11 protein-coding genes are annotated in these 13,725 nt (G+C 60.5%); 9 read left to right on the top strand and 2 right to left on the bottom strand.

What is annotated here, in order from left to right:
- Positions 1–3: 3 nt before the first annotated feature.
- The 9 genes from ACS3WB_RS06055 to lpxB all read left to right on the top strand — a co-directional run bounded on the left by ACS3WB_RS06055 (position 4) and on the right by lpxB (position 10,956).
- A complete protein-coding gene (locus ACS3WB_RS06055) occupies positions 4–846 on the top strand; it encodes a phosphatidate cytidylyltransferase (RefSeq protein WP_438274707.1) in 843 nt (280 codons plus the stop codon).
- A 3-nt stretch (positions 847–849) separates the two neighbouring features.
- Positions 850–2,073 (top strand): 1-deoxy-D-xylulose-5-phosphate reductoisomerase, encoded by a 1,224-nt coding sequence (dxr, locus tag ACS3WB_RS06050; protein ID WP_438274659.1) that lies wholly within the window; start codon positions 850–852, stop codon positions 2,071–2,073.
- Between the two features lie 458 nt (positions 2,074–2,531).
- Complete coding sequence (locus ACS3WB_RS06045) at positions 2,532–3,683, top strand: M50 family metallopeptidase (RefSeq protein WP_438274658.1); 1,152 nt, start codon at positions 2,532–2,534, stop codon at positions 3,681–3,683.
- 285 nt (positions 3,684–3,968) lie between these two features.
- Entirely contained in the window at positions 3,969–6,506 is a 2,538-nt protein-coding gene (bamA, locus tag ACS3WB_RS06040) for an outer membrane protein assembly factor BamA (RefSeq protein WP_438274657.1), read from the top strand.
- Positions 6,507–6,538: 32 nt separating this feature from the next.
- Positions 6,539–7,624 (top strand): UDP-3-O-(3-hydroxymyristoyl)glucosamine N-acyltransferase, encoded by a 1,086-nt coding sequence (gene lpxD, locus ACS3WB_RS06035; protein WP_438274656.1) that lies wholly within the window; start codon positions 6,539–6,541, stop codon positions 7,622–7,624.
- Positions 7,625–7,627: 3 nt separating this feature from the next.
- Positions 7,628–8,083, top strand: coding sequence for a 3-hydroxyacyl-ACP dehydratase FabZ (fabZ, locus tag ACS3WB_RS06030; protein ID WP_438274655.1), 456 nt, complete (start codon positions 7,628–7,630; stop codon positions 8,081–8,083).
- Positions 8,083–8,889, top strand: coding sequence for an acyl-ACP--UDP-N-acetylglucosamine O-acyltransferase (gene lpxA, locus ACS3WB_RS06025; protein ID WP_438274654.1), 807 nt, complete (start codon positions 8,083–8,085; stop codon positions 8,887–8,889). Before fabZ ends, lpxA begins: the two co-directional genes overlap by 1 nt.
- A gap of 34 nt (positions 8,890–8,923) precedes the next feature.
- Complete coding sequence (locus tag ACS3WB_RS06020; protein ID WP_438274653.1) at positions 8,924–9,781, top strand: LpxI family protein; 858 nt, start codon at positions 8,924–8,926, stop codon at positions 9,779–9,781.
- Positions 9,781–10,956: a lipid-A-disaccharide synthase gene (lpxB, locus tag ACS3WB_RS06015; protein WP_438274652.1), complete on the top strand. Its 1,176-nt coding sequence runs from the start codon at positions 9,781–9,783 to the stop codon at positions 10,954–10,956. Before ACS3WB_RS06020 ends, lpxB begins: the two co-directional genes overlap by 1 nt.
- A gap of 94 nt (positions 10,957–11,050) precedes the next feature.
- On the opposite strand, the gene ACS3WB_RS06010 is transcribed toward lpxB, so the two are convergent.
- Both ACS3WB_RS06010 and gltA read right to left on the bottom strand, forming a co-directional pair.
- Positions 11,051–12,271 carry an amidohydrolase family protein gene (locus ACS3WB_RS06010; RefSeq protein ID WP_438274651.1) on the bottom strand — a complete coding sequence of 407 codons (1,221 nt, stop codon included), beginning with the start codon at positions 12,269–12,271 and terminating at the stop codon, positions 11,051–11,053.
- Positions 12,272–12,368: 97 nt separating this feature from the next.
- Positions 12,369–13,670 carry a citrate synthase gene (gene gltA / locus ACS3WB_RS06005; protein WP_438274650.1) on the bottom strand — a complete coding sequence of 434 codons (1,302 nt, stop codon included), beginning with the start codon at positions 13,668–13,670 and terminating at the stop codon, positions 12,369–12,371.
- Between the last annotated feature and the right edge of the window lie 55 nt (positions 13,671–13,725).

The following is a 13,725-nucleotide window of genomic DNA, read 5'->3' as shown; positions in this document are numbered from 1 at the left end:
GGCGTGAATCAGGAACAGTTGGCGTCCCCCGCTGCCGGGGAATCGCGAAATCTCCGCACGCGCATCATTGCCGCGCTTGTGCTTGCGCCTGCTGCGATCGGGATCGCATGGGCTGGCGGACCGCTATGGGTTGGACTTGTAACGCTTGCGGCCATCGGCATGTACGTGGAATGGCTGAGCATCGTTGGCGCCGCGCGGGAAAAGCAGACCGTCGCCGCGGGGATCGCGGCGCTCGTCCTGTCCGGGCTGTGTCTGGCGCTTGGACACGGCACGTTCTCGCTGGTTGTTCTCGTGATCGGCATTGCAGCGGTCGCGGCGGTGTCGCGGCGGTTGCAGCTTTGGTCGGTGGGAGGGTTCTGTTACGCGGCGGCGGCTGCATTTGCATCGGCTCAGGTTCGCCTCGACGATGCCTACGGGTTCGTCGCGCTGATATTCGTCATGCTGGTCGTATGGGCGGCCGATATCGGAGGATATTTCGCCGGCCGCGGCATCGGCGGACCAAAATTGTGGCCTCGCGTCAGCCCGAAGAAGACGTGGGCCGGCGCGATCGGTGGGTTCGCGGGCGGGCTCGCTGTTGCCGCAGGCTTTGCCGCCTTCGGTCCTGGAAAACTGGTGCCGTTGCTTTTGCTCGCCGCTTTTCTGTCCGTCGTGTCACAATCGGGCGACCTGTTTGAATCGGCGGTCAAGAGACGTTTCGGGGTCAAGGACTCCGGTCAGATCATTCCCGGACACGGCGGTCTGCTCGATCGCCTCGACGGCTTTGTTGCGGCGATCATCGCTGCCGCTCTCTTCGGATTTATGCGTGGCGATGCGAATGGCATCGGTCATGCTCTTATGGTTTGGTGAGTTATGAGTGCTGTTCCGTTGAAAAATGACAAGCCGGTTCAGGCCGGCGTCAGGACCGTAACGGTTCTGGGAGCGACCGGCTCGATCGGCGACAGCACGATGGATTTGTTGCGAAGCGCGCGCGGCCGTTATCGTGTCGAGGCGCTGACGGCGAATTCCAACGCCAAGATGCTTGCCAAACTCGCGCGAGAATTCGACGCGCGCTTTGTCGCGGTCGCCGATACCTCATGTTTTGGCGAGTTGAAGGAAGCGCTCGCCGGCAGCGGCATCGAGTGCGGCGTCGGAGAAAGCGCGATCATCGAGGCAGCCTCGCGTCCGGCCGACTGGCTGATGGCTGCGGTGAGCGGGGCGGCCGGGCTGAAGCCGGCGCTTGCAGCCGTCGATCGCGGGACAACGATCGCGCTTGCGAACAAGGAGTGCCTGGTCTGTGCCGGCGATTTTTTCATGCAGCGCGCCGCCAAGGCCGGGGCCTGCATCCTGCCGGCCGACTCCGAACACAATGCGCTGTTTCAGGCCCTGAGTTCGGGAAACCGCGACGAACTCACACGCGTGATCATTACCGCGTCGGGCGGACCGTTCCGCACCTGGGTCCCTGCCGACATCGAGAACGCGACGCTGGCGCAGGCGCTGAAACATCCGAACTGGAGCATGGGCCGAAAGATCACCATCGACTCGGCGTCGATGATGAACAAGGGACTCGAAGTGATCGAGGCTGCCTGCCTGTTTGCGCTGGCGCCGGAGGAGATCGACGTGCTGGTCCACCCGCAATCGATCGTCCACGGCATGGTCGAGTTCTCCGATCGATCCGTCGTCGCCCAACTCGGCACACCCGATATGCGGACCCCGATCGCCCATTGCCTCGGCTGGCCGGAGCGCATCGCCGGGCCGGCGACAAAGCTTGATCTCGCCAAAATCGGGCAACTGACGTTCGAGGCGCCGGATTTCGCCCGATTCCCGGCGTTACGGCTGGCTTATGACGCGCTGAGGACAGGAAACGGTGCAACCACTGTCTACAACGCCGCGAACGAGATTGCCGTTGCGGCGTTCATCGGCGAGAAAATAAGGTTCGGAGCCATCGCGCGTCTGGTCGAGGCTACCTTGAACAACTGGATCCGGGCGGGAAATCTCGCACCTCTCGCGTCCGCTGACGATGCCATCGCCGTTGACCATAATGCGCGAAACATGGCTGCGTCGCTCTTGCCACAAATTGCCGCGAAGGCATCCTAGAGCGGGACGAGGGAAAGTTTGCGGTGGTTTTTCGCCTCCGTCACGCTTCTTAAAAAACGAGTCAAATCAAGATCATAGGGTCCCGCTTCTGAATGGTCAGAAACGGAAATATTCCAGTGCAATGGATGGATGTCGCGTCTTCCGCTCGATTGCGGGTTACACGCAAATGTCAAATTCAAAACTTCACTGGTAACTTATATTTGCTAGTGATCCTTCGAGTCTAACATTCGCGGGAATGCTCGCTAAAACCGGACGCGGATGCTAGAAATCAAACGGCGAGGGCGTCTCAGGTCAGACCCGAATACGTGGTATGAGACATACGGGTATGAGACAACGGTGCGCGTGGCGAAAGCGCGTCAATCGAAACCATAGAGGTTCGCTTTTGATTCACCCAGAAGCTGAAAGCTTCTAAGGGCGTTCGGGACCAGGGCCTCCCGGCGCTGGACGAGGGAAATGGAATGGCCGAATTTTTTCTTAATAGTTTCAACACATTAAGTTCGGGTGTCATAGGCTACATCGTTCCATTCCTGTTTGTTCTCACGATCGTCGTTTTTTTTCACGAACTGGGCCATTTTCTAGTTGCGCGCTGGGCCGGCGTGAAAGTCCTCGCGTTCTCTATAGGCTTTGGCCCCGAACTGGCGGGCTTCAACGACAGGCACGGGACGCGTTGGAAGGTCTCGGCCATCCCGCTCGGCGGCTATGTCAAGTTTTTGGGCGATGAGTCCGAAGCAAGCACACCGTCCAGCGCGGCTCTCGCGTCCATGACCGCGGAGGAGCGCGCCGGCAGCTTCCACCACAAGAATGTCGGCCGGCGTGCCGCGATCGTGGCTGCTGGCCCTATCGCCAACTTCATCCTCGCGATCTTCATTTTCGCCGGCCTGTTCACGTTTTTGGGCAAGCCCAGCACGACGGCGCGCGTCGACGGAGTGCTGGCCGGGAGCGCAGCTGAAGCCGCCGGTTTCAAACTCGGCGACATCGTGACCGCGATCAACGGCAGCAGGATCGACAGCTTTTCGGATATGCAGCGAATCGTCGGAACCAGCGCCGGCGAGACGCTGACATTCACCGTGAAGCGCGGTGATGCGGTCATCGATCTGCGGGGAACTCCGGAACTGAAGGAAATCAAGGACCGGTTCGGGAACGAACAACGGATCGGCGTGCTCGGGATTTCGCGCGCGACCGCGCCCGGCGACGTCACCACCGAAAGGGTCAACCCGGCGGCGGCGCTATGGCTCGGCGTGAAGGAGACCTGGTTCGTGGTCGACCGCACGCTGGCCTATATCGGCGGGATTTTCACCGGACGCGAGGCTGCCGATCAGGTCGGCGGCCCGCTTCGCATCGCGCAGATATCCGGACAGGTCGCCACGATCGGCCTTGGCCCGCTGATCCATCTTGCCGCCATTCTTTCCGTGTCCATCGGATTACTGAATCTGTTTCCGGTTCCCTTGCTGGATGGTGGGCATCTTTTGTTCTATGCGGTGGAAGCAGCCCGGGGCCGCCCGATATCCGAGCGCGCCCAGGAAATGGGCTTCCGAATCGGTCTCGGCCTGGTGCTGATGTTGATGGTCTTTGCGACCTACAATGACATACTGCATCTGGCCGGCTCGTGAGTCGCACGCCTGGAGCGAGGGAAGGGGAAAAGTCGTAGCGGTTTCCGTTTCGCGTCCCGCTTCTCAAATATGAGAATCGATCACGTTCGTGATTTTGTATCGATTCGATCCACAATCATCGCAATCCGGGCGTGACTATTGGGCAACGTCTTGGAGTTAAATTGGAATTGCACTGCGAAAGGCCGTTTGCCGCTACCGAAAAATTGGCTACAAGCAGCGCGAATGGGAATCTGCCGCACCCGCGGGGAACGGGTCGGCATCAGAATTGATAAGGGCGCATTGCGCATGAATGTTGGAATGCGAGTGTTACGGGGGACACTGCTCGCCGCCCTGGTAGTCGCGACCGTGCCGGTTGCCGCTGTCGTGGCTGTCCCGCTCGTGTCGTCGCCCGCTGCGGCCCAGACCCTTTCGTCGATTTCGGTCGAGGGAAACCGTCGGGTCGAACTGGAGACGATCCGTTCGTATTTCAAGCCGGATGCCAGCGGGCGTCTTGACCAGGCGAGCATCGATGACGGGTTGAAGGCGCTGATCGAAACCGGTCTGTTCCAGGATGTCAGGATCAACCGGGTCGGGGGCAGGCTGGTGGTCTCGGTCGTGGAAAATCCGGTCATCAACCGGGTCGCGTTCGAGGGCAACAAGAAGGTCAAGGACGATCAACTGACGGCGGAAATCCAGTCCAAGCCGCGCGGCACGTTTTCCCGGCCGATGGTCCAGTCCGACGTTCAGCGAATCGTTGAAATCTACCGCCATTCCGGCCGCTACGATGTGCGCGTCACTCCCGAGATCGTCGAGCAGCCGAACAACCGTGTCGATCTGATCTTCGCGATCAACGAGGGCGGCAAGACCGGCATCAAGTCGATCGAATTCATCGGCAATCATGCTTTTTCGTCCTATCGGCTGAAGGACGTGATCAAGACGCATGAGTCGAATTTCCTGAGCTTTCTCGGCGGAGGCGACGTTTATGATCCCGACCGCGTCGAGGCGGACCGCGACCTGCTGCGCCGCTATTATCTGAAGCACGGCTTTGCCGACGTTCAGATCGTTGCCGCCCTGACCGAATACGACCCTGATCGCCACGGCTTTCTCGTCACCTTCAAGATCGACGAAGGCCAGCAGTACCGCGTCGGATCGGTGACGTTTGAGTCGTCGATCCCAACGCTCGATGGAAACTCGCTGCGCAGCTTTTCGCGCGTCAACGTCGGTGCGCTCTATAACGCTGAGGCGCTCGAAAAATCCGTCGAGGAGATGCAGGTCGAGGCGTCGCGGCGCGGATACGCCTTTGCCGTGGTGCGCCCGCGAGGCGATCGCAACTTCGATGCTCATACCGTCTCGATCGTATTCGCGATCGACGAAGGTCCGAGAACCTACATCGAGCGGATCAACATCCGGGGCAATACGCGGACGCGGGACTATGTGATCCGTCGTGAATTCGATATCTCGGAAGGTGACGCCTACAATCGATCGCTGGTGGATCGTGCCGAGCGCCGCCTGAAGAACCTCGATTTCTTCAAGTCGGTCAAGATCACGACCGAGCCTGGATCCTCCAGCGATCGCGTGATCCTGGATGTCGACGTCGAAGACAAGTCGACCGGTGATTTCTCGGTTTCGGGTGGCTATTCGACGACGCAGGGCGCGCTAGCGGAAGTCAGCGTCTCCGAACGCAATCTGCTCGGCCGCGGCCTGTTCGCGAAGGCCTCGGTCCAGTATGGCCAGTACGCGCGGGGATACTCGCTGTCGTTCGTCGAGCCGTATCTGCTGGACTATCGTGTCGCGCTCGGGCTCGACCTCTATCAGCGCGAGCAACTCGCCAACCAGTACATTTCTTATAACGTCAAGACGCTTGGATTCAGCCCGCGGTTGGGATTCGGCCTCCGCGAGGATCTGACGCTGCAATTGCGCTACTCGATCTTCCAGCAGGAAATCGGGCTGCCGGATGTCCTGCGGAATTGTAATAACAATATCGGCGATCCGAACTACAACCCGTCGCCGGCCTTTATCGCTGCCGGAAACCCCGCCAGCCCGTCGAACACCTCAAGCTTGGGTTGCTACTCCGATGGCGAAGCTTCTCTGCCTATTCGCCAGGAGTTGGAGCGCGGTCGCACTCTGACCTCGATGCTCGGCTACACGCTGACCTATAACACCCTCGACAACAACAAGAACCCGACCGAGGGTCTGCTGATCGATTTCCGGCAGGACTTCGCCGGCGTCGGCGGCGACGTCAAATACCTGAAAACTGCAATCGACGCGAAATACTATCAGCCGCTGGTTTCCGACATTGTTGGTCTGGTGCATCTGCAGGGCGGTATTCTGAACAATCTCGGCTCCTACGCCGGACAGAACGGAATTCGCATGCTGGATAATTTCCAGATGGGTCCCAATCTGGTCCGCGGCTTCGCGCCGAACGGCATCGGTCCGCGCGACATCAATTATCTGAGCACGATGGATGCCTTGGGCGGCACCAAGTACTGGGGAGCCTCGGTTGAACTACAGATGCCGTTCTGGTTCCTTCCCAAGGAAGTCGGGTTGAAGGGCGCGGTTTATGCGGATGCTGGCTCGCTCTGGGATTACAAGGGGCCGACCTCTTACGCGCTGACCAATGAATTCAATACGCCGGGCTGTATCCCGAGCACGTCGAGCGGCAACCCCGGCACCTGCGCCGGTCTGCAATACGACGACACCAACGTGATCCGGACCTCGGCGGGTGTCGGCCTGATCTGGCAATCTCCGTTCGGCCCGCTTCGCTTCGATTACGCCGTGCCGATCACTAAGGGCAAGTACGACCGGGTGCAGGAGTTCAGATTTGGCGGCGGCACGACGTTCTGAGCGTGATCACGACACGCACCGCAACGGATGGAATGGCGCAACCGGCATTCTTTAAGCCACCGCCGTTGTCGACGCTGGCCGAAATAGCGGCGTTGACGGGAGCGCAGTTGGTCGACCCTTCCCGGGGTGCCCAGCGGATTACCGGCCTCGCTTCGCTTGATGAGGCCGGGCCGGCGCATCTCACGTTCTTCGACAATCACAAGTATGCCGCGCAACTGGCGGCAACAAAGGCCGGCGCCTGTCTGGTCAATCCCCGATTCGAGGCCAGCGTTCCGGCCCACGTGGCTGTCCTGCGCTCAGCGGCTCCGTTTCGGGCGTTCGTGAAGATCGCGCGCGAATTTCATGCTGACGTGCTTCGGCCGCAATCGTGGTTCGACAACGAGACGATCTCTGCCTCCGCTGTCATTCATCCGTCGGCGCGTCTTGAAGACGCAATCGTGGTCGATCCGTTGGCTGTGATTGGCCCCGGAGCAGAAATCGGAACCGGTTCGGTAATTGGTTCGGGTGCGGTGATCGGCCCCGGCGTGCGGATCGGCCGGAATTGCAACGTGGGCGCCGGTACAACGATCCAGGCCGCCCTCATCGGCAACAATGTGCTCATTCATCCCGGCTGTCACATTGGGCAGGACGGCTACGGTTTCATTTTCTTCAGCTCCGAAGGCCACGTCAAAGTCCCGCAGACCGGGCGTGTATTGATCCAGAACGACGTCGAGATCGGCGCCGGCACGACCATTGACCGGGGCAGCCTGCGCGATACCGTCATCGGGGAAGGGACGAAAATCGACAATCAGGTCCAGATCGGCCACAATGTGACGATCGGCCGGCGCTGCCTGCTGGCGGCCCAGATCGGCCTGGCGGGCAGCCTGACGATCGGCGACAACGTGGCGCTGGGCGCCAAGTGCGGGATCAATAACCATCTCCATATCGGTGATGGCGCGCAGGTCTCCGCCATGAGCGCGGTCAAGGACGATATTCCTCCGAACGGCCGCTGGGGCGGTTATTTCGCAAAACCGACCAAGCAGTGGTTCCGCGAAATCATTGCGGTGGAACGTCTGGTGCGCGATGGTGCGCCGAACGCTGGATCGGCCACGTCCGATCCGAAGGATCGAGGTGCGTGAGTAATGGAGTCGCCGATCAAGTTCGAGGAGGTGGACATTGCCACCATCCTCAAAACCCTCCCTCATCGTTATCCATTCCTGCTGATCGACCGGGTCATCAACATTCGCGCTGACTACAGCGGTATCGGCGTGAAGAACGTTACGATCAATGAGCCTGCGTTCCAGGGGCACTTCCCGGAACGGCCGGTCTATCCGGGTGTGCTGATGATCGAGGGGATGGCGCAGACGGCTGGTGTCATCGGCATCATGTCGGTAGAGGGCACCGAAAAACCCCGCGCGGTCTATTTCCTGACCATCGACAAGTGCAAGTTCCGCAAGCCCGTCATGCCGGGCGATATCGTCGAATATCACATGCGCAGTATCGGGCGGCGCAAAACGATGTGGTGGTTTCACGGCGACGCGAAAGTGAACGGCATCACCGTTGCCGAGGCCGACGTCGGCGCGATGCTGACCGACTGATGGGTAAGATCGATCCTACCGCGCGAATTGAAGATGGCGCCGTGATCGGGGAGGGGACCGAAATCGGGCCTTTCTGCGCGCTCGGTCCTCATGTCGTTCTCGGCTCGAATTGCCGCCTGATCTCGCATGTATCCATAGCGGGGCACACGACCATCGGAGCGAACTGTACGATTTATCCGTTCGCGGCGCTCGGCGGGCCGCCGCAGGACCTCGGCTATCGCAACGAGCCGACGCGTCTTGAGATCGGCGAGGGCTGCACGATCCGCGAAAGTGTAACGATGAATGTCGGCACGCCCAAGGATGTCGGCGTGACCCGCGTCGGCGCGCGCGGGTTCTTCATGAGTTACAGTCATGTCGGCCATGATTGCCAGGTCGGCGATGACGTGATCTTCGCCAATTCGGCAACATTGGGTGGGCACTGCAGGATCGGAGATTTCGTCTATATCGGCGGGCTCTCGGCGGTGCACCAGTTCGCACGGATCGGCAGGCAGGCCATGATCGGCGGCCTCACCGGCATTCGTGGCGATGTCATTCCGTATGGCTTCGTCAACGGCCAGCATGGGCACCTTGAAGGTCTCAACGTCGTCGGCATGAGACGGCGCAAGTTCACCCGCGAGCGTCTCGCCAGGGTCAGATCCTTCTATCAGGACCTGTTCTACGGACCGGGTCTGTTTGCAGACCGTCTCAAGGGCGTTCAGTGCCGAGCGTCGGACGATCCCGCCATTGCGGAGATCCTGGCCTTTATTGGCGAGGACAAGCATCGTCCTCTATGCTTGCCGCAGGATGGTGCAACCAGGTCCGCATAGCGGAAGCCGTCGGGCGAGCCATACTGATCGAGCCATGACTGATCGCGCTTCTGACATCTCCTCGCCGGTCGGCTTGATTGCCGGCGGCGGAGTGCTGCCGTTCGCGGTCGCGGATTCGCTTGTGACGCGAGGCATCGAACCGGTTTTTTTCGCGCTGAAGGGTATTTGCGATCCGGAGAAGGTTTCGAGATTCCGGCATCACTGGATCGCGGTCGGCCAGATCGGCAACGCCGAACGTCTGCTGCGCGCGGAAAACTGCCGCGATCTGGTTTTCATCGGGACGCTGGTTCGCCCGGCTCTTTCCGAGATACGTCTCGACTGGGGCACCGTTCGGGTGCTGGCCCATGTTCTGGCGGCGTTCCGCGGCGGCGACGATCATTTGCTGTCGGGAATCGGTCGCATCCTCGAGCGCGACGGTTTTCGAATGGTCGGCATCAAGGACGTTGCGCCGGATTTGCTGATGCCTGCGGGATGCCTGACCGGAAAAACGCCGGATCAATCGGCTCAGGCCGACATAGCGAATGGTCAGGAGGTGCTGCGCGCGTTGAGTCCCTTTGATATCGGGCAGGCGGCCGTGGTGATCGACGGTCATGTGGTCGGCGTCGAAGGCATCGAGGGAACGGACGCGCTGCTGGCCCGCATTGCTCAGCTTCGCGCGGAGGGCCGCATCCGTGCGAAAACTGCGCGCGGTGTTCTGGTGAAAATGCCGAAGGCAGGACAGGATCTGCGCTACGATCTGCCGACGCTGGGTCCGCGCACCGTCGAGAATGCGGCTGCCGCCGGACTCGCGGGCGTCGCCGTCGTCGCCGGCAATACGCTCGTAGCCGAACCCCAGGCGCTGGTCGGCGCGGCTGATGCGTGCGGCGTGTTTGTTGTCGGGCTGCCCGCGTAATGCCTGACCAGACAGCCGCAAATAATTGCCGAAAGATATTTCTTATCGCGACGGAAGAATCGGGCGATCGTCTCGGCTCCAGCCTGATGAAAGCTTTGCGGCTGCGGCTCGATAGCGCCGTGCGGTTCGAGGGCGTCGGCGGTCGGTCGATGGCGCGCGAGGGCCTCGTATCGTTGTTCCCGATCGAAGAACTCTCGATCATGGGTTTCGCCGCGGTGGTCAAACAGATTCCCATGATCCTGCGCCGCATTCGCGAAACCGCCGATGCCGTGATCGCAGCCGCGCCTGACATGCTTGTCATCATCGACAGTCCCGACTTCACCCATCGCGTCGCGCGTCGGGTGCGTGCGCGCAACCCCGATTTGCCAATTGTGGACTACGTCTCGCCTTCGGTGTGGGCGTGGCGGCCGGGTCGGGCGCGGGCGATGCGCAGTTATGTCGATCACGTGCTGGCGCTGCTGCCGTTTGAACCTGAAGAATATCGCAGGCTCGGAGGTCCGCCGTGCACCTATGTCGGGCATCCGCTGATCGAGCAGGTCGCATTGCTGCGGCCGGACGTACAGGAACGTGAGCGACGCGACGCGGCGCCTCCGGTGCTTCTTGTGTTGCCCGGAAGCCGGCGCAGCGAAGTCCGCCATCACATGTCCGTCTTCGGGGAGACTCTCCGAATTTTGCAGCAAAGCATTCCCTACGTCGATGTGATTTTGCCGACGATGTCGCATCTCGTTGATGAGATAACAAAAGCCGCCGCGCACTGGCCGCTTCAGCCTCGGGTCGTGGTCGGCGAGGATGACAAGCGCGCCGCGTTCCGCATTGCTCGCGCCGCGCTCGCCAAATCCGGCACGGTCACGCTGGAACTGGCGCTTGCCGGCGTCCCGATGATCGCAGCCTACAAGGCGGGCACGGTGGAGGCCTGGATCGCGCAGCGCGTGATCCGCGTCTCGTCGGTCATTCTTGCAAATCTCGTGATCGGTGAAAATGTCATCCCCGAATTTCTTCAGAAGGACTGCGTGCCGGCTACTCTTGCCGCGGGGCTGCGTGAGGTGTTGGATGACACACCGCTACGGCGTCGTCAGATCGAGGCTTTTGCCAGGCTCGATGCAATCATGGCGACAGATAATCAATCGCCGAGTTCACGTGCCGCTGAGGTGGCGCTGGCGGTGTTACGGCGGTAGAGTCTTTCACTCTTCCACGGCAATGGTGAGAGATTCCAGCTTCCTGATTGACGCGTTTTCTTCATGCGGACCGGATCCACCTCGCTCGAAAACGCTATGGGTTCAATGGTTCTCGTTGCAATACGCCGTCACGTACGATGCATTTGCCGTAGCGGTATACTGTCCGTGGTTTCGGCACCGCGACCACAGCTTCGGGAATGTGTGCGGCCTTCACAACCACGAAATTAGCGGGTGCGCCGATTTTAAGGCCGTAATCCGCAATACCAAGTGCCCTCGCGCCGTTGGCCGTTACGATATCGAACGCTGCTTCCAATTCATCGTCGGTGAGTAAACCGGAACGGTATCCGATCATCATGGCGCGTCCGAGCATGTCGCCGTCGCCATAGGGCCACCAGCTATCCCGGATGTTGTCGCTGCCGGAGAATACCGTAACGCCGGCCTCTCGCAGCGGCAGCACCGGCGGGAAGGCGCGGGCGCCGGGTGCGTTGGTCATGATCGCGATACCCGCTTCGGCGAGAATGTCGGCGATGCGTCGGACCGTATCGGCGGAAATATCGCCGAGACAGTAGGCGTGGCTGATCGCAACCTTGCCCTGCATGCCCAGCGCGCGGGTGCGCGCAGCGATTTCCTCGATCGAGAAAGCGCCCATCATATCGGGTTCATGAAGGTGAAAATCGACGGGTACGCCGCGCTTTTCGGCGATCCTGAAAACGACGTCGAGATGCCCCTTCACATCCCGGTCGAACGACGCGGGATCGAGGCCGCCGATTACGTCAGCGCCGTGATCGAACGCCGCGTCGAGCAGCTCCATCGTTCCAGGACAGGTGAGGACCCCGCTCTGCGGGAAGGCGACGAGCTGGATATTGATGAGATCGCGATATTGCTCACGCACGGCGGCGATCGTATCCAGCGATTTCAGGTCGACGCTAGCATCGACCATGACATGGCTGCGCATTTCAGTAGAGCCGTTGGTGATGCACAGTTCGAGCTGGTTGCGCGCACGCTGCTCCATCGGCGCAGCGACGGCCATGTTGCGGCGCTGAATAGCCACGCGCTCGCGCACGTCGAAACCGGCAGTGCACGGGATGTGCGGCTGCCAGGCATCTCCATAAAAACTGGTATCAAGATGAATGTGGCCTTCCACGAAACCGGGTAGTGCAAGCGCACCTCCGAGATCGATCACGTTTGTTGCCGGCGCGGCTTCTGCGCCGGCGCCGATTGCCGTGATACGGCCATCGAAAACAGCGATCGCGGACGGGGTGCCGTCACCCAGCCGGAGGTTGCGAAACAAGATGTCTGGCGGTCTCTGGGACATCAACCGGCCTCTCTTGTTGCAATAGCCGTGCGCGCCACAGGCGAAGGACCGGATTCAGATCCCAGCCCTGTTTCGTATAGCTCGTTCCTGCCCCTCGCTACTTGCGATCGGCCATGTCGATGTAATCGCGGCGTGTGGCGCCGGTATAAAGCTGTCGCGGGCGGCCGATCTTCTGATGGGGATCCTCGATCATCTCGCTCCACTGGCTGATCCAGCCGACAGTTCGTGCCACGGCGAACAGGACCGTGAACATTGATGTCGGGAAGCCCATCGCCTTCAGCGTGATGCCGGAATAGAAATCGACGTTCGGGTAGAGCTTGCGATCGATGAAATACTGGTCGTTCAGGGCGATCTTCTCGAGCTCGATGGCCACCTTGAGCAAAGGATCGTCGCCGTGACCGGTTTCGTTGAGAACCGCGTGACACATCTTCTGCATGATCTTTGCGCGCGGATCATAGTTCTTGTAGACGCGATGGCCGAAGCCCATCAGGCGCACGTCGCTGTTCTTGTCTTTCACCCGTTTGATGAAATCGGGAATCTTGTCCACGGTTCCGATTTCGGCCAGCATGGCTAGCGCCGCTTCATTGGCGCCGCCATGCGCCGGTCCCCAGAGACATGCAATGCCGGCGGCGATACACGCGAACGGGTTTGCGCCTGACGAACCCGCGATACGCACCGTCGATGTCGAGGCGTTCTGCTCATGGTCGGCATGCAAGATGAATATCTTGTCGAGCGCGTCCGCCAGAACGGGATTGATCGTGTAATCCTCGCAAGGCACGGCGAAGCACATGTAGAGGAAGTTCCCGGCAAAACTCAGCGAGTTTTTCGGATACATGAACGGCTGGCCGATGTTGTACTTGTAGGCCATCGCAGCCAGTGTCGGGATCTTCGCGATCATGCGCATCGATGCGATAACGCGCTGCTGCGGATCGTTGATGTCGGTCGAGTCATGATAGAACGCGGCGAGCGCGCCGACCGCAGCCACCATCACCGCCATCGGGTGAGCGTCGCGGCGGAAACTCTGGAAGAAGCGCGCCATCTGCTCGTGCACCATGGTATGGTGGGTGACGCGCCTGCTGAAATCCTTCTTTTGCGCCGCGGTCGGCAATTCGCCGTAAAGCAGAAGATAGCAGGTCTCGAGGAAGTCGCCCTTTTCAGCGAGTTGCTCGATCGGATAGCCGCGGTATTCAAGGACGCCCGCATCGCCATCGATATAGGTGATCTTGGATTGACAACTGGCGGTGGACGTGAATCCCGGATCGTAAGTGAACAGACCCGCATGCGCGTAAAGCTTGCCGATGTCGATGACGTCAGGTCCGATCGTGCCGCTCAGAACGGGAAGCTCGTAGGTCTTGTCGTCGACCGTCAGAGTTGCGGTTTTTGTGCTTGTTGCGTTCATCGCGAAGCCCCCCGATGAGATCGTTGCGGGCCGCCTAGTTCTCTCGATGAGACAG

This window comes from Nitrobacter sp. (genome assembly GCF_051535215.1).
GTDB lineage: Bacteria > Pseudomonadota > Alphaproteobacteria > Rhizobiales > Xanthobacteraceae > Nitrobacter.
The sequence above is the reverse complement of the archived record's forward strand: the minus strand, read 5'-3'. Positions and strand labels throughout refer to the sequence as shown.